The organism is Sinomicrobium kalidii (assembly GCF_021183825.1).
Classification (GTDB): Bacteria; Bacteroidota; Bacteroidia; order Flavobacteriales; family Flavobacteriaceae; genus Sinomicrobium; species Sinomicrobium kalidii.
In genome coordinates this window covers 51897-72002 of sequence record NZ_CP089211.1, presented here as the reverse complement: position 1 = coordinate 72002, position 20106 = coordinate 51897, and the positions used below count along the sequence as shown (strand labels likewise).

At 44.7% G+C, this 20106-nt stretch carries 13 protein-coding genes; 9 read left to right on the top strand and 4 right to left on the bottom strand.

Annotation, left to right across the window (positions count from 1 at the left end):
• Positions 1-35: 35 nt before the first annotated feature.
• The 4 genes from LS482_RS00275 to LS482_RS00260 form a co-directional block, all read right to left on the bottom strand.
• Positions 36-2261, bottom strand: coding sequence for an FUSC family protein (locus tag LS482_RS00275; protein WP_233029736.1), 2226 nt, complete (start codon positions 2259-2261; stop codon positions 36-38).
• A gap of 175 nt (positions 2262-2436) precedes the next feature.
• Positions 2437-3300, bottom strand: a complete 864-nt coding sequence (locus tag LS482_RS00270) for a class I SAM-dependent methyltransferase (RefSeq protein WP_233029735.1) — start codon at positions 3298-3300, stop codon at positions 2437-2439.
• Between the two features lie 82 nt (positions 3301-3382).
• Complete coding sequence (locus tag LS482_RS00265; RefSeq protein ID WP_233029734.1) at positions 3383-3961, bottom strand: Crp/Fnr family transcriptional regulator; 579 nt, start codon at positions 3959-3961, stop codon at positions 3383-3385.
• Between the two features lie 111 nt (positions 3962-4072).
• Positions 4073-4825, bottom strand: a complete 753-nt coding sequence (locus tag LS482_RS00260) for an XRE family transcriptional regulator (RefSeq protein WP_233029733.1) — start codon at positions 4823-4825, stop codon at positions 4073-4075.
• Positions 4826-4925: 100 nt separating this feature from the next.
• On the opposite strand from LS482_RS00260, the gene LS482_RS00255 reads away from it, so the two are divergent.
• From LS482_RS00255 to LS482_RS00215, 9 genes are all read left to right on the top strand, one after another.
• Complete coding sequence (locus tag LS482_RS00255; protein ID WP_233029732.1) at positions 4926-6140, top strand: DNA polymerase Y family protein; 1215 nt, start codon at positions 4926-4928, stop codon at positions 6138-6140.
• Entirely contained in the window at positions 6140-9100 is a 2961-nt protein-coding gene (locus LS482_RS00250) for a DNA polymerase III subunit alpha (RefSeq protein ID WP_233029731.1), read from the top strand. The genes LS482_RS00255 and LS482_RS00250 overlap by 1 nt, the downstream gene beginning before the upstream one ends.
• 450 nt (positions 9101-9550) lie before the next feature.
• Positions 9551-10072 carry an RNA polymerase sigma factor gene (locus LS482_RS00245; protein WP_233029730.1) on the top strand — a complete coding sequence of 174 codons (522 nt, stop codon included), beginning with the start codon at positions 9551-9553 and terminating at the stop codon, positions 10070-10072.
• A gap of 577 nt (positions 10073-10649) precedes the next feature.
• Complete coding sequence (locus tag LS482_RS00240) at positions 10650-10958, top strand: hypothetical protein (protein WP_233029729.1); 309 nt, start codon at positions 10650-10652, stop codon at positions 10956-10958.
• A 196-nt stretch (positions 10959-11154) separates the two neighbouring features.
• On the top strand, positions 11155-12153 hold the full coding sequence (locus LS482_RS00235; protein ID WP_233029728.1) for a FecR family protein: 999 nt from the start codon (positions 11155-11157) through the stop codon (positions 12151-12153).
• A gap of 278 nt (positions 12154-12431) precedes the next feature.
• Entirely contained in the window at positions 12432-15623 is a 3192-nt protein-coding gene (locus LS482_RS00230) for a TonB-dependent receptor (RefSeq protein ID WP_233029727.1), read from the top strand.
• 54 nt (positions 15624-15677) lie between these two features.
• Entirely contained in the window at positions 15678-17087 is a 1410-nt protein-coding gene (locus tag LS482_RS00225) for a beta-helix domain-containing protein (protein WP_233029726.1), read from the top strand.
• A gap of 321 nt (positions 17088-17408) precedes the next feature.
• Positions 17409-18098: a hypothetical protein gene (locus LS482_RS00220; protein ID WP_233029725.1), complete on the top strand. Its 690-nt coding sequence runs from the start codon at positions 17409-17411 to the stop codon at positions 18096-18098.
• 287 nt (positions 18099-18385) lie between these two features.
• Positions 18386-19495, top strand: a complete 1110-nt coding sequence (locus LS482_RS00215) for an adenylate/guanylate cyclase domain-containing protein (RefSeq protein ID WP_233029724.1) — start codon at positions 18386-18388, stop codon at positions 19493-19495.
• Positions 19496-20106 lie beyond the last annotated feature (611 nt).

The following is a 20106-nucleotide window of genomic DNA, read 5'->3' as shown; positions in this document are numbered from 1 at the left end:
AATAAAAACGTTTTATTGTTGTGCGAAGGGTTCGTTTATCGGTTGTTTTGAATGTCCCGAATGGCCTTTGCAATATTTTCGGAAAGATTGGTGAGCCCTATCAGATGTTCGATGATCAGTTGGCCTTCTTCCATTTTCGATTTGAAGTTGTCGTCATATGCACCGTTGGAGTTCCGTATTTCCTTTTCGCGTATTTTTTTCAGTTCGGTAAAACGGAGGTTCAGTTCTTCCCTCGCTTCCGTATTTACGGGAATTTTCTGTTGCTCTTCACTGAGAAGCTGCATGGCATTGTCCAGGTTTTTGATAATGGCACGGCTTATAGCGTTAAATGCATCGGAAGCCTTTGTTGTTTTCCGCGATTGAATAAAGGTGCCCAGGGAGGCGGCGGAAGACAACAACGTATGGTTGAGTACTACAATGGCGTAAAATTGCCCCAGCTGTTTTCGTCTTGATTTGGGTTCCTGTGTCATACGTTGAAAGGAAGCCATGAGGTTGCCTATTTCAATGAAGGCGTGTTTTCGTGCCAGGCGATAGGAGAGGGGGACTTCCCCTTTTCGGTTATAGAATGTGGAGATCTCCCGGATATAATCCCGGGTGGCTTTGATCGAATTTTCCAGGAAAGTGGGCAGGTTCAGGAATTCCCAGGAAGGCCACAGAAAATGATTGGCCGTAAAGGCAAGGGCCGTACCGATGAGCGTATCTGTAATGCGGAAAAGGATCACATCCCGGATATCAGGGGCAAGCATACCGTAAACAAAGATCACATACAGGGTGATAAAAGTGGCTGCAATGGGATAGTTCCGCTGGGTAAAGGAAAAGCCGAGTACCATGCAGGTCATGGCAAAAATACCCAGTACGGTACTGTTGTGTACTACGGAAATGACACCGAAGGCAATAACGCCTCCGGCCAGGGTTCCGATGGTACGGTGAAAGGAACGCTGTTTGGTGAGCCCGTATCCCGGACGCATGATCACCACTATGGTAAGCAGTATCCAGTAAGTGTTTTGTATGGGCAATACACTGCCTATCAGAAAGCCGACGAGTACGGTGAGGGTAAGCCGCAGGGAATGACGGAATATTGTGGATGAAAAACTGAGGTTTTGTGTCAGGATAATAGGTGAATAATGAAGCGGTGTAAGGAGCTTTTCCAGGTCTTTGTCCTTGCGTTTCAGGTCTTTCTGATTTACGGCATGGGTAAAGGTATATTCCACCACCTTTATTTTTTCGGCCTGTTTTTCCACGTAGTTGAACATATTGGTCAGCACGAGGACTTCCTCCGTAGTCGGGGCGCCTGAAGCGTTGGTTTCTTCTTCGTAGCGGGCGATGGCTTTTTTAAAGGATTCCAGGTCCTTGTACGGATGGTGTTCAGAAGTGTATTTTTTTCTTTTCTCCACGCTTTGCCCTAACCGGTTCAGCAGAGCAGCCAGGTTATAGGCCAGGTGCTGGTAAGCATTCAGCACATACGGATATTTACTGAAGGTACGGTGCAGTTTTTCGTGATCAAAAGAAGTGGCCATGGCCAGTTCCAGGATTTCCACCAGTTCTATATGGGCAATAAGCAATCTTCTGTTCTGGTTGGAAGACCCGCCCTTGGTCCGGTTGCGTATCAGGGTTTCCCGGAGTTTTTCATGGATATCGTTGAGTTCGATCTGGAGGGTAAGCAGTTTCTCGGTGATCTTGTCCCTGTTCGCATTACCGTCCCACAGTCTGCCCCGGAGTTTCAGGTATCTGGAGGTGAGCAGGGTACATTCGGCCATCTGGAGTTCTGCATACCGGTAGGGCCTGATGTAATAAAATAACATGGAAATGCACAGGTAGAATATCCCCCCGCCGATCATCATTCCGGCATGTTCAAAAAGTTCCGGCCCGGTATAGCTGTGACTAAAGGAGAGGGACATGGCGAGCAGGCCGGAAAAGGAAACCAGGGTGGCCCGCTGCCCGTAGACAGCTATCATGGACAGGAAGAATACCAGCAGAATAAGCACAGGGTAGAATATCCAGTTATTTATTGTGGCAAGACTTATGAGCACGGTACTTCCCGTAGCGATAAGGTTGGAAGCCAGCATACCGTTGATCCTGTGCCGCAGGTTTCCGGGAATATCACTGATAAATGTAAAAAGCGCCCCCAGGGCTATGGTAAAACCGATACTAAAGAGGTTGAGATAAGAAAACAGGACAACCGGTGTAGCAGCAGCTATGGCCACTTTAACGGCCCTGATAAAATCGGTACTTTCTAAGAATTTCTGGAGCTGGCGATTCATATTCCGGATTGCTGGGTACAAAAGTAAGGATAACGGAAATATTTATTAAGAAAATACGGGGATTTAAAAAGGGTATTCGGTGATCGGTATTCGGTATGATGATATAAGGATGGTGATGAAGTACAAGTGTAGTGCGGAATTAGAAGCGCTTTACCTTTCGTTTGCCGATATGTTTTTATATGCTCGCAACCAGAAAATATTCTCCGCTTGCCGGTAAAAGGTTATCCTTTCTGTCTTTAAAATACATTTCTGTCATATCCTTTGTCGATATGGTCTGTATGCCTCTCAACCCGATTTCTTCTGCCAGCTTTTTTACTTCGCTGACCGGTAAAAAACTAACAAAAGGAGTTCCCGATGCCTCAGCTCCTTTATTTGCGATTTCCTGCATCGGTCGGTCTTCTTCGTCGAGCTGGTCCAATGGTAAATAAAATGCAATTGCAATAACCGAACCCGGGGCAAGTAAAGTCATTTTCTTAAGTGTGTCTGTAATGGCTTCTTTGGTAAGGTATAGTGTGACCCCGATACAGGAAACAAAGGCTTTTTGGTTGATGTCAAAGTTTTTGTTTAATAATTCATTCCACCAGGATGAAGTTTCAAAGTCAACAGGAACGAAATGAAGATTGTCTGGAATTTTGTAACCGTTTTCAATAAGTTTTTCTTCTTTCCAGGCCAATGTGCCCGGCTGGTCAATTTCATAAAGATCAAGGTGCGAACTGATCTCTGTATTTCGTTGCGCAAAACTGTCAAGTCCGGCCCCCAGCAAAATATATTGTTTTACTCCTTTTTCGATTTGTTCTTTTGCCAGGTCTTCAACAAAACGGGCACGGGCAACAACAGAGGCACGAAGCCGGCTGGTATATTTCATATCGGGACGTTCCTGCCAGTTGTCTTCGGGCCTGATCAGGTCGTAACCTATTTTGTCTTCAATGATATAGGGTTTGTCGTCTGTCAAAACGTGTAAAGCTCTCCATAAAGCTGTCCGCAATGCCGTGTTGTCGGGTTGTGTTGTTTTTTTGCTTTGCTTCATATCCGATTTCATTAAAGTTACTGTTTTTAAAATGACCAATACAGCAAAATTAATGTCGGAAAATCAGGATACTCTTTCCATATGGCAAGAAATACTATGTGCTTACGATTTCTTTTCGTATTCTGCTCAATGAGGTATCGGTAATACCTAAATAAGATGCTATGTACTTTAATGGAACTTGTCGGATAATCTGCGGCCTTTCATTTAACAGATTTAAATACCTGTCGGTAGCATTCATTGTCAGCATTCTGATAGAGCGTTTTTTCATGATAAATAAATGACTGGTGGCCCAGGTTCTTCCCCATTCCCGTAATCCTTCTATTTTGCCAAGCAATTGCTGAAATAATTGATATTCAATTTTCCAAACCGTTCCGTTTGATAACGCCTGAAAATTTTCCATCGAAGGGCTTCTGTGAAATAAGGAAAAAGACTCTATTAATAATTCTTCCGGGCCATAAAATTCAGTCGTTACTTCGTTACCGTTATAATCATAAACAAATGACCTGAACAAACCTTTTTCAATAATATAATACTCCCTGGCAATTTTACCTTCTTCTAAAAGTAAACTTCCTTGCTGTACATCCATTCGGCTATGTGCCTTAGCGATTTCTTCGTAATCTGTTTTCTCGATATAAGGACTATTATAAATCGTTTGAAAAAAATCTTTTTTCATATTTTCTTATTCAATCGCCTGTTTTATTGAATGCAGGAGTATTTCCAAATTACCACCAATATAATCCCATACCGAACACCGAATACTGATCACCGAATACCAGCAACCGATTCACAACCGTTCCCGTATTTCTTTCAGTTCCGATTTGATCTCTTCGGCCCAGGTTTCCAGGTTTTGCGAAGCCATTTCCAGTTGGCCGGAGATCTTGCTGACCACCTGCCATATTTCCTGTATGTCTCCGGCATTTACTTCAATTGCAGGATATTCCCGGTTGATAGAGACAAGCTGTAGTTTTTCCCCGGAAACAACGACTTTTTTCACGACCACCGTATCCGGGAGTACTACCACATAGATCTGGTTCTCTTTAATGTCCGATAGCTTTTCTGCTGCACGTGCAATAACCCATTCCCCGGAATGCAACACGGGGTGCATGCTGTTCCCCTCTACCTGAAATCCCCGGTAAGAAGCATTGCGGTATTCCGGGAGGGGCAGGTCAAAAGCGGGGAGGGATTCGTACCATTCGGGGTCCTGCAGGTTATGTGCATACCCGGCGGAGGCTTTGACATTTACCAGTACGATATTTTCGTTTTCTGATGAATTTAAAGTAACTACTTTGGGAAGTATGCTTTGTTCCGCAGGGCGCAGGTATTTCTGTTCACTTTTCCCGAACAGCCACAACGGATTGATCCCGAACTGTTCGAGCAGTGCAGCCACCACTTCCCCGGATATCCGGGTTTTCCCCCTTTCGATATCGGCCGTGGAATTTTTGATCCCCAGGCGTTCTGCAAAAGCCTGTTGCGTCAGGTTCAGGTCCCGGCGGAGTGCTTTGAAGCGCCGTATTTCGGTATTTAAACTTTTGGACATAAGACAAATATAGGTGTTAATATGGAAAATATCCTAAAAAACATTGGATTATTTCCTTTTATATGGAAAAATTCCATATTTTTGGAAAAATTCCTGATGTATGAACCGGACCATCCTTCATTTGGACCTGGACACATTCTTTGTTTCCGTAGAGCGGTTGTTGGACAGTCGTTTAAAAGGACGTCCTTTGCTGGTAGGGGGACTCAGCGACCGCGGTGTAGTGGCCGCATGCAGTTACGAGACCCGTGCTTTTGGCATACACAGTGGTATGCCGATGAAAATGGCCAGGGAATTGTGTAAAGAGGCTACAGTGATCAAAGGAGACGCTGCGACATACACCAGGTATTCCGAGGGTGTCACCGAACTTATCCGGGAAAGCGTACCCGTGTTTGAAAAGTCCAGTATAGACGAGTTCTATGCCGACCTTTCGGGGATGGACCGTTTTTTCGGAACTTATCGCTATGCTTCCGAGCTCCGGCAGAAGATCATCCGGGAAACCGGGTTGCCGATATCCTTCGGGCTTTCCGTGAACAAAGTGGTCTCCAAGGTAGCCACGAACGAAGCAAAGCCCAATAACCAGATCTGGATAGCGCTCGGACGGGAGAAGCCTTTTTTAGCCCCATTGTCAATAAGGAAACTTCCCATGATAGGTGACAAGACCTACCTGACCCTGCGCAACCTCGGGATAAAACAGGTCAGGACCCTACAGGAAATACCGGTGGAAATGCTGTACCGCGTGCTGGGCCGTAACGGACTGACCATCCGGGAACGGGCAAACGGTATAGACATGACCCCGGTAATTCCTTTTTCCGAACGAAAATCCATCTCTACGGAGCGAACCTTTGACCGGGACACCATTGACGTAAACCGGTTGCGGTCATTGCTGTCTGCCATGACGGAAAACCTGGCTTTTCAGCTGCGAAAAGGAGAGAAACTTACGGCCTGTATCAGTGTAAAGATCAGGTATTCCGATTTCCAGACCCATTCCAGGCAGTTGAAAATACCCTATACCAGCGCTGACCATATCCTTATCCCCAAGGTGCTGGAACTGTTCCGTCAACTGTATAACCGGAGGCTCCTTGTACGCCTTATCGGGGTCAAGTTCAGCCACCTGGTGCACGGTAACTACCAGATCAACCTTTTTGAAGATACCGAAGAGACCATACGCCTCTATCAGGCCATGGACAAGATCCGCCTGCGGTATGGCGACCGCAGCATTACCCGGGCTTCGGCCCTGGGCGTAAAGACCATAGGAAGAATGACCAATCCTTTCAACGGACAACCTCCAACCATTTTAGCACATAGAAAACAGTAATGTATTTAAATTGTCACACCTATTACAGCCTGCGCTTCGGTACGTTTTCCGAAGTGGAACTCCTGGAACTGGCCCGTGAAAACCACGTTACCCAACCGGCACTGACCGACATCAACAATACTTCTGCCTGCCTTAACTTTATTCGCAAGGCGGAGCAGATGGGCATGAAACCCGTTGTCGGTGTGGATTTCAGGAACGGAACCGATCAGCAATTCGTAGGTATTGCCAAAAATAATGAAGGGTATACCGGGCTCAATACCTTTTTATCCGGGCATCTGCGTGAGGATAAGGCCTTTCCCCGGCGTGCCCCGTCCATTCCGCATACGATTATTATTTATCCCCTGGAAAAAACGGAAGCACATCAATTTCAGGACTTCCGGGACAATGAATATATCGGGGTTTCTGTCAATGACCTTCGGAAACTCCCTTTGTCGGCCTGCCGTCATTTAAAAGACAAACTGGTGGTTTTACAACCCGTGACTTTCCGGAACAAAAGTGATTTTAATGCTCACAAGCTGCTGCGGGCCATAGACAACAATACGCTGCTGAGTAAACTGTCGCCCGGAGAGGTCGCTTCGGAAGATGAGAAAATGTATCCCCCGGAAAACCTGTACAGGGCTTTCGGCGAATATCATTTTATCCTGGAAAACACGGCCCGGTTAATGAAGGAATGCCATATCACCTTCGACTTTTCCGCTGCCAAACAGAGCAGTAACCAGCAGACCTATACCGGGGACAAGGCCCGGGACGAAGAATACCTCCTGGAACTCTGTATGAAAAACATCCGCTATCGCTATCCTGACGATCAGAAGATGGCCTTGGAACGTTTGCACCGGGAACTGGAACTCATTAAACAGAAAGACTTTATTTCTTACTTTCTGATCAATTATGACATTGTGGATTATGCCAAACAAAAAGGCTATTTCCATGTGGGCAGGGGTAGCGGGGCCAACAGTATAGTGGCTTACCTGCTGGGCATTACCGATGTGGACCCCCTGGAGCTGGATTTGTATTTTGAACGCTTCATCAACCTGTTCCGGAGTACACCTCCCGACTTCGATCTCGATTTTTCCTGGCGGGACAGGGATGATGTCACCCGCTATATTTTTGAACGCTTTCCCAATGTTGCCCTGTTAGGCACTTATGTCACCTTTAATTATAAAGGCGTGGTGAGAGCGCTGGGAAAAGTGTTCGGACTGCCCAAGGAAGACATTGATCGCCTGAGTGCCGGGAATTACGATCCCTATAAATTGGATCAACCTTCACAACTCGTATTGAAATACGGGAAACTCCTCCAGGGAATGCCCAGTCATATCAGTGTGCACGCCAGTGGTATCCTTATCAGTGAAGTCCCCTTAAACACATTTTCCGCTACCTTTTTGCCCCCCAAGGGATATGCCACGGTTCAGTTCGATATGCACATTGCAGAGGATGTAGGGTTGTACAAATTCGATATCCTGGGCCAGCGCGGACTGGCCAAGATCAAGGAAACCCTGGAGATCATCAGGTATAACCGCCCGGAAGAACCTCCTTTGGATATACATGATGTCAACCGTTTTAAAAAGGACCCGAAGATCCACAGCATGCTGGAAAGTGCGCAGTGTATGGGGTGCTTTTATGTAGAATCGCCTGCCATGCGGATGTTGTTACAGAAGTTGCAGGTAGACAATTACCTGGGGCTGGTGGCCGCCAGCTCCATTATCCGCCCCGGTGTGGCCAAAAGCGGGATGATGCGGGAATATATCCTCCGGCACCAGGACCCCGAACGGGTACAACAGGCCCATCCCGTATTGTTAAAGATCATGCCGGAGACCTACGGGGTAATGGTCTACCAGGAAGATGTGATAAAAGTGACCCACCACTTTGCCGGGCTTACCCTGGCCGAAGCCGATGTGCTGCGGAGGGGTATGAGCGGCAAGTTCCGCTCAAGGTCAGAGTTCCGGACAGTAGAGGAGAAATTTGTTGCGAACTGTCGCCAAAAAGGATATGATGACGAGGTGACCCTTGAGGTGTGGAAGCAGATCGAAAGTTTTGCCGGGTATGCCTTTGCCAAGGGACATTCCGCTTCCTATGCCATAGAAAGTTACCAGAGTTTGTTCCTGAGGGCCTATTATCCGCTGGAATTTATGGTAGCCGTACTGAATAACGGCGGTGGGTTTTACCGCCCCGAAATTTACATACACGAAGCCCGGATGCTGGGAGCAACGGTCCATGTGCCCTGTATTAACCGCAGCCGTATGGAAAACAGGATATCCGGAAATGATATCTATCTCGGCTTCGGGTATCTGAAAGAGCTCGAAGAGCGGGTGTGTTACCGGGTAGTACAGGAAAGGGACAAAAACGGCTCTTTCGCTTCCCTCGAAGATTTTATAGACCGGGTGGCCATAAGCATAGAGCAGCTTGCCATACTGATACGCATCGGCGCTTTCCGCTTTACGGGGACGGATAAGTACGAACTCCTCTGGCAGGCCCACCTGCGACAGGGCGTCGTTCCGGGAGAAGAGTCGCAATACCGGATGTTCAGGATGCAACAGAAAGAGTTTGATGTTCCTGTGTTACAGACGACTGAACTGGAGGCGGCTTTTGACCAGCTGGAACTTCTCGGGTTTTGTCTGAGCAGTCCTTTTGAACTGCTACAGGAACGGTCCAAAAGCAACAAGGGCGCCCAGGACCTGAAATATTGCGAAGGGAAGTATATTGATATTTACGGCTACCTGGTTGCGGTGAAAAAGACGCAAACCCATAAGGGGGAAGAGATGTTTTTCGGCACCTTTATCGACCATTACGGGGAAGTGTTTGACGTAGTGGTCTTTCCCCCGGTGGCCCGGAGAAACAGGTTCCGCGGAAAGGGCATATATCGGCTGTATGGAAAAGTGGCCAATGAATTCGGGTTTTTCAGTATAGAAGTGGTGAAAATGAAGAAAGAAGATTATATCAGCGACCCGAGGTTTGAGAGTTGATCCCGGTGTAAGGGGGAATACATTGCAGGTATTCCGTATAGGCGATTACCGGTACGGGTTTCGGGGTTTATGCTCTGTCAGGGTAAGCCGTGATTTTTTTAACCCGGTCCCCGTTAATGTATTGCCCCGATAATCCCATAGTTTTTACCCCGGAAAATCAGAACGATCACGTATTATGATTCCCTCTTTGAACGGGCTGCAGGGGAAAATGAAAATAATGTTAATAATGTGTGAATTTTAAACAGGAGGTATCATTATAAGAACGTCTTTCAGAGGATTCCCTGTTTCCTGTTTCGGCAGGGATGCTGTTGCTTTACCTGTTTCATTTATAGTTTAATAAGAAGTTTCATACAGCTCCGGAAAGTCCAAATAGTAACATTCCGTTAACAATAAAAGAACGACAGGGACATGGTATATTTCTAAATTAGGACTGCAATTTTTTTTCAGGAAATGGCAGCCAAAGACGAAATTTTTTTCAGAAAACTGTTTGACGAAACCCACGCAAAAGCATTTAATTTTTTAAAGGCTTTGAGCAAGGATGAAAACGTTGCCCGTGAGATCTCCCAGACTTCCTTTATAAAAATATGGAAGCACATTGACAAATTTAAAAAACACCCCAATCCGCAGGCACTGGTTTACGTAACGGTAAAAAATACTTTTCTGGATGAAATGCGAAAACAAAACAGGCTCAATGCAGTACTGACCTCTATCGAAGAAAACGAATACCTTAACCATACTATTGCAGATACAGGTAATGAAGGCCCCGCTTCCGGGGAAACTTTTACGGCAGTACACCAGGCCATTGAAAAACTGCCAAAGCGTATACAACACATCTATACACTATATCAGTTCGAAGAATTGAGTCCCGTAGAAATTGCCGATACCCTGCAGCTTTCCATCACCACGATAAGAACCAACATAGAAATGGCCAAACTCTTCCTGAGACGGGAGCTTAAAAATTTCAGGAATTAAAAAAATTTTTAAACAGAACTGCATAACCGCAAAGCCAAACCACTATCTACTGAAAAATACAGCGGTTTGGCGGGCAATTTTTATGATACATCAAAGTTGCCATACCTTTCAGTATATAGTGGTGTAGCCCATATGTTTTCCGCATATTGCAGTAGCTTTACATCAACTGCACGAAAAAGAACTAAAAACCCCGGCATTACAGGTTTAAACACCATAATAATCAATTCAACCGTAAGAACAGAGATTCCTATCGCAAGAATATAAACTCCCATCGCAAGAATATACATTCCCACCGCAGGAACAGTCAGACCAACCGTAAGAATGTTAAAAAGCCCCGGTTGTGTGTTAAATCCGGCTCGGCCAAATTTTTCATATTACAACGGTCCGTCAATGGTAATAGTGTCTTACCTTTGTTTAACTCACTAAATGTGACCCATTCTCCCATATTTACATGGGGAATGAATTTATGAGTCTGTCTAAGTTTTATTTTGAATGCCTTAGGGATTGCCCTGTAGTTGACTGTATTTTTCAAAACCGGGTAAAATAAATATGTATATAAACCTGAAAATTAAAAACAATGATCGTAGTAAAAGTAACGTATACCGTTAAGGCAGCATTTGCTGAAAAGAACATGGAAAACATCCGGGTATTTATGTCGGATTTCAAAAAGCAGGACACCGGGACATTTCGGTATAATGTATATGTAAGCGAAGACAAAAAGACCTTTACGCATCTTTCACATTATAAGGATAAAGCCATACAGGATACATTGCTGAATGTACCTTCATTCCTGTCTTTTCAGCAACAACGGGACGAAAGCGGCCTTGAAAAATCCCCGGTCATTGAAGTATTGACCCCGGTAACGGCTTCTTCTGCTATTTTTTAGCTGATCGTTCGGGGTTTCGGAGATTCTGCCACGATTACACAAACTCCAAAACTCCGAGACTCCGAAACTCCGAACTCATCAACTCAGTAACCAAGTAACCAATCCCCCTCCTTAACCCTAACTTGATTTCTTCATAACATTAATTTCATTTTTAAAGCACCCCTTAAATCGTTCTACAGGTGAATTAAGAAGAACGATGGATTTAGAACTGCTAAAAAAATACTGGGAAGGAAAGTGCTCTGACGAAGAGACGGCAAGGGTGGAGGGGTTTCTCCGGGAAAATCCCGAAGAAGCAGACCACTTGCTGCGCAACGAATGGAACCGGGCTGCGGCGACCATTTCCGAAAAAGATAGCCTTGCCATCCGTGAAGCTGTTTTTGCTACCGTAAATACAGATAAGGATAAAACGGATAAGCCAAAACGTTTTTCCCTTTCCGGGATGAAAAAGCCGTTAATGATAGCCGCTTCCGTTATTTTGTTCATTGCTGCGGGAACTTCGGTTTATCTCCTGCAAGAGGACAGGGCAGCACACTGGACCGTTATCAATAACGTAAAACACAAGACGAGGGAGGTCCAGTTGGAAGACGGCACAAAAATATGGCTTAAGCCCGGGTCGTCCATATCCTATTCCGACAGGTTCGGGGAAGAGGAACGCTATATAAAATTGCAGGGAGAGGCCTATTTTGACGTCGCCGAAGATTCCCTGAAACCTTTTAAGGTACTTACCGATAATATTACCACACGCGTACTGGGAACGATGTTCAATATCAAGGCCTATGCGTTTGAAGAGCACATTCAGATCATCCTTACCGAAGGTTCCGTAAAAGTTACCCTGAAGGACGAGGATGAGGAACGCGAAATTGCCAGGATGCGCCCGGGTGAATTACTGAATTTTGACAAGGTCAACAACAATACCAGTATAGATTCCATACGCAACAGCAAAGAAGACCTGTATAAAGGAAACAAGCTGGTGTTTTACAACACCACTATAGAAGAGGCCCTGACCAGGATATCCAGAGTGTACCGGATACCGGTTGACATGAACGATCTGTCTGCAACAGACAGGAAAAAACATGTGTCCGGGGTTTTTCATAACACATCGCCCGTGGATGCCATGCAAAAGATATTGTTTATCCATCACATGAAACTGGAACAGGGCGAAGGGAAACTGCTGGTTAAAAAGAAACAGCAATAAAAAAATAAAAAAGCGTTGCGGCGAACAACGCTTTTTGAAAAGTATGCAAACATAACTAATAATAAGCTCGATCGGAACATCAACAATTATTAATTAATCTATTTACATACGGATAATACATGAAAACCAAAATTACGGAATACTGTTTAATTTCAAACAGGTATTTAGGAAAAGTCTGCTTTTTATTTTTTTGCTGTGTCAGCCTGTTAAATGCCCGGGTCACCCCTGCCGGGGCCGCCCCCCCCGGCCAGGAATCCGGACAGAACCTGAGGGTGTTCATGGAAAGACTGATAGCAGAAACCGATTACAATTTTTTATTTGACGAATCGCAATTAGAAAAGGCCACTTTAAAAAATAAAATAGCCATCAGGGACAGGGCCATCAGGGATATACTCCGCGATATAGACAGGCAGGTCCCTATAGAATACAGTATAGAAAACAACAATGTTTCCGTCCGCCTGGTACCGCCACAGCAACAAAAACGGGGAAGACTGAACGGGCATGTTTATGACGACCAGAACGTACCGCTTCCCGGTGCCAATGTAATCATAGAAGGCAGGAACGGGGCACTGGGAACATCTGCCGGGTTTGACGGGGATTACGATATGCAATTAGCACCCGGAACCTATACGGTAAGGATAAGCTATATATCTTTTACCACCCAACGTATTACCGACGTGGTAATTAAAGCCGGGAAGACAACTACACTGGATGTTGTGCTGGAACCTTCCAGCGAGACACTCGAAGAAGTGGTAGTTACAGCCGGGTACAATCGCAGGGCTAATAATATAGCGGCTTTAAATACCATCCGGAAAAATGAGGTTACCGCCATAGACGGGATCACTGCCGAACAAATAGCCCGTACCCCGGACAATAATGTAGCCCAGGTGCTTACCCGTGTTACCGGGCTGCATGTACAGGACAATAAATACGTGGTGGTACGCGGGGTTTCGGAGCGGTATAACAATGTGGCCATGAACAATGCCCTGATGCCCAGTACGGAGGCCAACCGCAGGAACTATGCATTTGATATCATTCCCAGTAACCTTATAGAAAGCGTTATTGTCCATAAAACGGCAAGCCCCGATCTGCCCGGGGAGTTTACCGGGGGCTATGTGAATGTAAATACCGTAGAGATCCCCAATAAAGATTTTTTAACGGTAAAAATAGGGACAGGCGGTAATGAAAATACCTTTGACGATTTTTATTCCCTGCCGCGTTATAAGAACGATTACCTGGGGCTATCGAGTTCTGACAGTAAGTTACCTGTGTTGGCTAATGAGTTGAGAAAATCTGCCTTAGCAGGAATAAACGAAGATGAATTATTGCCGCTTTCCAAACAAATGCCCGGGAATGACCGCTTTCGAATAAGCCGTTATACACAACAACCTACCCAGGATTATTCGATAACCCTGGGAAAGATCATTGATTTGGCAGGCGATGATCGCTTGGGTATGACCGGAGCACTTACGTATCGTAACGAACAAACCAAACAAGGATATTTTGAAGAGGAACCTGGGAGCAGGCTTATTTCAGGCGGGGATCGTTATAATTTCCTTACCCGTCTGGGAGGAGTCCTTAACGCCACTTACGCCTTTGGTGTTCATAAAATAAGCCTGAAAAATACTTTTTATCAGAAGCTGGAAACAGAAAACACGCTGTATAACGGAATCGATTTACATGAAGGACCTGCCGTTACGGGAGTGACGGAAGAACGGATTGTTAATAGTTTTGGACAAAGTATATTAAAAGGAGAGCATAACCTGGGGATGCGAAATACCAAATTAGACTGGAACCTGGGAATTGCCAGTTATACAAGAGACCAGCCCAATAATATACAATATGAAGGAAGAAGCCGTGCAGCCAGTTTTAGTTCTTCAGACAGGGAATTGATATTTCAGGAATTCCGCAACCCATATCCTCCTTATTATTATGTAACTGCCCGGCAAATTGAAAGCCCGAAAGACTATTATAGTAAATATGAAGAAAAGCGCTATACGGCCGGATTAAATCTGGAAATTCCACTTTCAGCTACCAATAGTAAGAACAAGATATTAGCTGGTTATTCCGGAAGTATCCGGGACATTGATTTTGACCAATCCAGATATGTAATCAGACCTCATGGAAATACCAATGTTTTTGACTTTGTCGGCCTTCCCGTATATGAAGTACTTAATCAGGAAACTTTTGATGACGAATTATTTCATTATTATCCCCAATCTGTAGGAGTGGGTGGAGTAAATGGTTTGGGAAATGGTTATCAAGGTTCTCAGAATTTGCATGCGGGATATTTTTCACTGGACGCTTATCTAATTAATAGATTACATTTTTCCGGGGGGCTCAGGGTGGAATATAATGATATGAGAACAGATACGGGGATAAGGGATGTTGATTTAAATGAGGATACCGGTGAGGTTACCATAAGTGAAGAACCGGAATCTTATACAATGTACGAAACAGACCTTTTACCTTCAGCCAATCTTATTTATGAAATAACTCCGGAAATGAATGTCCGGGCCTCTTATTTCCGTTCCCTGGCCAGGCCGGAATTTACGGAACTCGGAAAATACACTTATTATGACTACAATTTGCGAACTGTAATTGTTTCCGGCTACCGGAATACCGATGATGAAGGAAATCCAATACTTTTAGAGCAAACAACGGTAGATAACCTGGAATTACGATGGGAATTTTATCCCACTCCCGAAGAATCCTTTTCCGTTTCGGGTTTTTATAAGGATTTTGACAAGCCTATTGAACTTCAGTTAAGTGCCAATCAAGGAGAAGCTACTCCTTTACGGGCAAGTTATTATAACCTGAAACGGGCCACCAATTATGGAGTGGAGATCGATTTCCGGAAATCGTTTGCTTTTCTGAACTCTTCATTTGGTGAAAACCTTTATCTGTTTGGCAATGCTTCTTTTATATGGTCTGATATTTATTACGACCGGGAAGATGTGCCTGTAGATACGGGAGAAACGGATGAGGAAGGCAATTCCATATACGAACTGGCCGTGGTAGAAGAAAGCAGGCCGTTATACGGGCAGGCTCCCTATATTGTAAACGGGGGATTGCAATATACGGGAGCGCATTTTGGCTTTACGGCCAGTTATAACCGGGTGGGGCCCCGTATCGTACTGCCCGGCGGGACCCCTTTTTACCACGAATACGAAAAACCGCGGGATGTGCTGGACCTCCAGTTCCGTTATGCCTTTTTACAGGACAACCGCGCGGAGTTCAAGCTAAATCTTGCCGATATTTTTAACGATCCCGTGATCCGTTATTACAACAATATTGACCCGGAAACCAAACAGGAAAGGGTAGAATATGTTTCGCAACAGGGAATAGGAAACCTTCGGGTCCCCTTAAATGATCCCAGCGGAAAGGAGTATGATCCCGAATATGACCTTATACGCCGACGGTTTGACCGTCTGCGGAGTTTTATGGTAAGTTTTAAATACACCTTTTAAAAGCGCCTATTATTTTAAGTGATTTATAAATAACAACCTTAAAAATTAAATCTGATGAAAACCAAATTTAGCTTACTTGCTATGTCTGTAGCTGTGTTACTGACAAGCTGTTCCAAAGAAGACCCGATCGAAGAAAACGATCCGACCCTTAACGCGGAATTCGCAATGCTTTCCGTGGGTGTAGACAACAGAAGCTGGCCTGCAGCTACCGGTACCGTTTCCGGTGTAATTAGTTCCGATATGACACTGACTGATGATAGGGTATGGTTTATAGACGGCCCTACATTTGTTGCCGACGGTGCTACGCTTACCGTAGAAGCCAATACCCTGGTAAAATGGAGAACCCAACCTACCAGCGGAAGTGCTTCCTATCTTTTGGTAGAAAGGGGAGGCCGACTGGTGGCTGACGGTGGAGCTCCCAATACTTCAATTGTATTTACTTCAGATCAGTCTGCAGGGAACCGTTCTGCCGGAGATTGGGGAGGTATTATACTGTTAGGAGATGCACCTACAAATAAGTCAAATAATGAGGAAATAGAAGGAATCCTGGCTGAAGATATTCCGAGTGAGATTAGTATCAGCTACGGAGGGAATAATTCCGGTCATGACGGAGGTATCCTGCGTTATGTACGTATCGAATATGCCGGACGTGATCTTGGTGCCGGAAATGAGATCAACGGTCTTACCCTAGGTGGTGTTGGTAACGGGACTACCCTGGAAAACATCCAGGTGTCTTTTGGTAAAGACGATGGCTTTGAATTTTTCGGGGGAACCGTGAATGCCAAAAACCTGATCGCCTTTGGAAATGCCGACGATGATTTTGACTTTGATTTCGGGTACAGGGGGCATATACAATTTGCCGTGGCCCAAAAAGTTCCCGGGGTTGATTTTTCCAGTGATCCCAACGGTATAGAATGTGATAACGACGGTAACGGCAGTGGCGATACCCCGGTTACCCGTCCGGTATTGTCCAATGTTACAATTCTGGGGATGGGTACAGGATCTGCAGCAACACCTACTTTGAACGGTAACCGATGGAGAAGAAATACTTCTTTTGTATTCCGTAACTCTATAATTGCCGGTTATGACGACAGGGGAGTACTGTTTGACGGTACTGCTGTTGTAAACAAACTGGATAATGCATCCGAGTTTATGCATAACCTGGTACATTCCTATGCTTCCGCAGGAGGTGTGGTACTGCCTTCGTCGGCTACAAGCAAAGCCAATTACAGTAACAACACGATCAGTTCTACTGATTCTAACTTTATGAATTTAACAGCGCCTTACAGCATTACCAGTCCGGATTACGGTCTGGCAAGTCCGCTGCCTGCTTTCGGAACCAGTTTTACAGGTCTTTCCGGGTTTTTTACCCCGGTAGATTATAAAGGTGCATTCGGAGCCAGTGGTAGTGGTCGATGGGATGACAACTGGGCCTCTTATCAGCCTAACAGCAACCCGTATTAATTAACTTATCTTAAAAATAATAGGAAAGAAGTACGGTGTAACAGCCGTACTTCTTTAAATATTAAGGTTGAAAGTTAAGAACAGCTTTAATTGGGGAAATAAAAATCAATAAAATCTATGGAAATAAAATATATAATAGAACGAGTAAAGAATGTAAACCCCGGAATATTACTGGGTATTACTTTAATTAGTATTTTTTCCGGTTGTGATACCGAAGGCGACCTGGCGGAGGAAGGGACTTATGTATCAGTTAATTCGCACGACTTTACCATTATCGGAGATGCAGAAAGTGAGCTCGGTTTTTATATTAACGGGGATTCTTTGGTTAATGGTACGGAATATTATCCAGAAGGAACAGTATTGAATATCGAATTAAGAAAACGGGAAACAGGTGAGGTATTAGTAGACAGTACCCGAACTACTGTTTTTGGTGAAGATATAATCATTACGGCCTTTTATACCGGGGATATTATAATTCCTATGAAACCTTTAACAGAAAAAGAAAGAGAACCCGCCCCGGAGGGTTATAAAAAAGTACGATTTATAAATTTCATTAAGGATGAAGGTTTTTTAGGCGGCAAAACGCTCAAATTGGAAGTATACGGGGTGTACCCTTATGAGGGTGGCTCAAGACCCGAAGATGAAACAATGACAGATAATCCTATATATGTCATTGAAAACATTCCCCCGGATGATTTTTCTCCCTTTATAAATATCCCGGAATTGGAAACCGTCAGTAGAGAGACCGGTTTGGATATACAACAAACAGTGGCTAAAATATATGATGCTGAGACCGGGGAATTACTTTCGGACGCTTATGTTGAAGAAGGTGAGATTTTTCCCGGGTTCCCTTCTTTTGGAATAAAGAGGAATGTAAGAGGAGAAAAACAGATCGGAAATTTGATAAGTGCCGGAAATAACAATGCAGCCACATTACAATTTCAATCCTCTTTTTATGAAGAGGTCGGTTATGTTTATTCGCAGTTAATAATAGAGGCTCTAAGTGAGTAATTTATTTAGGATTTGTAATCTCTAAATATATAAACAAAAACCTAACCTTTCTTATGCCGGGATACTGCCCGTTTCCCAACTTCTTCCATGCCCGGCATACCATAGTCCGAAGACCGAAGTCCCGTATTTTAAAACCGCCTTTTCTTCGGTCCTCGGTCTTTTTTATTTCATCATAGTTGCTATCCTCAAACGGCATTTGGTATTCTTTTTCCCCGAAAACGTTAAAAATGACTAAATTAGTACGGGCCATACACCGGACATGAAATAAGTTTTTGAATACCGGACTTGTGAAAAGAGGACTACAACTTAAATTAAAGCAACTGCTGGCCATTATTATTGCCTGGATGGTCATTGGGTTTATCATTGCGGTCTACGACCACCTGATCCTGCATACCAAAACCTCCCTCGGCCCCACAGCCGACTATTCGTTTGCCATTTCCGTGATGCGGAACGTAGGGGGCGGGCTTATAGGGGCATTGATCGGGGGGAGTTTGCTGGTGTTTTATATCAATGTCAGATACCGGGATAAACCGTACGGATATACCATACTGATCGTAAGCGTTACTTTTGTTTGTATCATAGCCCTTATTACATTGATCATGGCAGCGATCATAGTCCCTTTCCAGACCGGGAGGCCTTTGTATGATCCCGCATCCAAAGAAGCATTCTACAACTTTGTTACGGACAGCTACCCGGTAAAGAACGGCATGGTGTGGTCGTTTATCGTGGTGATGACCCAACTGCTTTTACAGATGAACAGCAAATACGGCCCGGATACGTTCTGGAATATCATCAAGGGAAAGTACAATACACCGAAAACAGAGGAACGGATATTCATGTTCCTCGACCTGAACTCTTCGACGACCATAGCGGAACGCCTGGGCGACGAAGCCTATCATGCATTGCTCCGGGATTTTTTTGCGGATATCACCGATCCGATCCTCGAAAACCACGGCAATATCTATCAATATGTAGGCGATGAGGTGGTTGTGGTCTGGAAGTTCGAAGACGGAAAAGAAAACCTGCAATGCCTCCGCTGTTTTTCGGAAATGAAAAAATACATAGCACAAAAAAAGGATAGATATATACAACGTTACGGCGTGGTACCTTCTTTTAAGGCGGGAATACATTGCGGCAGGGTAGTGGCCGGGGAGATCGGTGTCATCAAACGGGATATTACCTATTCCGGGGATGTACTGAACACCACATCGCGTATCCTGGGCCTGTGTGCAAAGTTCAGGGAGGAAGTCATCGTTACTTCCGAACTGTTATCGGAACTCGACTCCGGAAACGGCTTTGTCATCCGGAACCTGGGGGCCATCAGGCTAAAGGGCAAGGAGCAGGAAGTCTTGCTTGTGGGGGTGAGAGAAGCGGGGGCGGGGGAGTCTTGGAGTTGAGAAGTCTTGGAGTCTTGGAGTTGGGGAGTTAATATGAGTTCGATCTAAGTTGAAAATGTTATTATCATTTATTCGGTAATCCAAAGGTTGATTCTCAAAGTGATACTCTTAGCTTATTCTGAACTCTTGTCGGTTTATTAAGTTAATGTGAATAATGGATAAGAAAAAAGCTCCCTTACTTTAGGAGACGGGGAGTTTGACCTGGCCAAGCCCTGGGAGGTATACCCAAACACTTATGTTTATCCAATGGTTTGGGATTTCAAACCCTCCGTCACGACTAAAGTCGCGCCACCTCCCTTCTCCCGATCCCGATGGATATCGGGACAATCGGGAGAAGGGAGGAGTTTTTAAAACTAAAAAAAGGACTTAAACTTTTACAATGCTTTTGTCCTGGACAACTTATCCATTATTCACGTTAAATTATGCAGGTGTTATAGCTTATAAACAGCCAAAAACAGACCATTACTATTCTACTACCAACTACCAGACTAAACAACTAAGAACCAAAAAGTGCCCCAACTAATAAACCCAAAAAACATTCGTGTATCCGTGGGAAACTGCGCAGCTACAAACCGGAGGATTGAGTTGAAGAGTTCGGAGTTCCGGAGTTG

What these genes read in the sequence shown, in the direction of transcription:
- LS482_RS00230 (WP_233029727.1), top strand. Translation starts at nt 12,432, where the DNA reads ATGGAAAGACTGATAGCAGAAACCGATTACAATTTTTTATTTGACGAA.
- LS482_RS00275 (WP_233029736.1), bottom strand. Translation starts at nt 2,261, where the DNA reads ATGAATCGCCAGCTCCAGAAATTCTTAGAAAGTACCGATTTTATCAGG.
- LS482_RS00245 (WP_233029730.1), top strand. Translation starts at nt 9,551, where the DNA reads ATGGCAGCCAAAGACGAAATTTTTTTCAGAAAACTGTTTGACGAAACC.
- LS482_RS00255 (WP_233029732.1), top strand. Translation starts at nt 4,926, where the DNA reads ATGAACCGGACCATCCTTCATTTGGACCTGGACACATTCTTTGTTTCC.
- LS482_RS00240 (WP_233029729.1), top strand. Translation starts at nt 10,650, where the DNA reads ATGATCGTAGTAAAAGTAACGTATACCGTTAAGGCAGCATTTGCTGAA.
- LS482_RS00260 (WP_233029733.1), bottom strand. Translation starts at nt 4,825, where the DNA reads ATGTCCAAAAGTTTAAATACCGAAATACGGCGCTTCAAAGCACTCCGC.
- LS482_RS00250 (WP_233029731.1), top strand. Translation starts at nt 6,140, where the DNA reads ATGTATTTAAATTGTCACACCTATTACAGCCTGCGCTTCGGTACGTTT.
- LS482_RS00225 (WP_233029726.1), top strand. Translation starts at nt 15,678, where the DNA reads ATGAAAACCAAATTTAGCTTACTTGCTATGTCTGTAGCTGTGTTACTG.
- LS482_RS00265 (WP_233029734.1), bottom strand. Translation starts at nt 3,961, where the DNA reads ATGAAAAAAGATTTTTTTCAAACGATTTATAATAGTCCTTATATCGAG.
- LS482_RS00235 (WP_233029728.1), top strand. Translation starts at nt 11,155, where the DNA reads ATGGATTTAGAACTGCTAAAAAAATACTGGGAAGGAAAGTGCTCTGAC.
- LS482_RS00270 (WP_233029735.1), bottom strand. Translation starts at nt 3,300, where the DNA reads ATGAAATCGGATATGAAGCAAAGCAAAAAAACAACACAACCCGACAAC.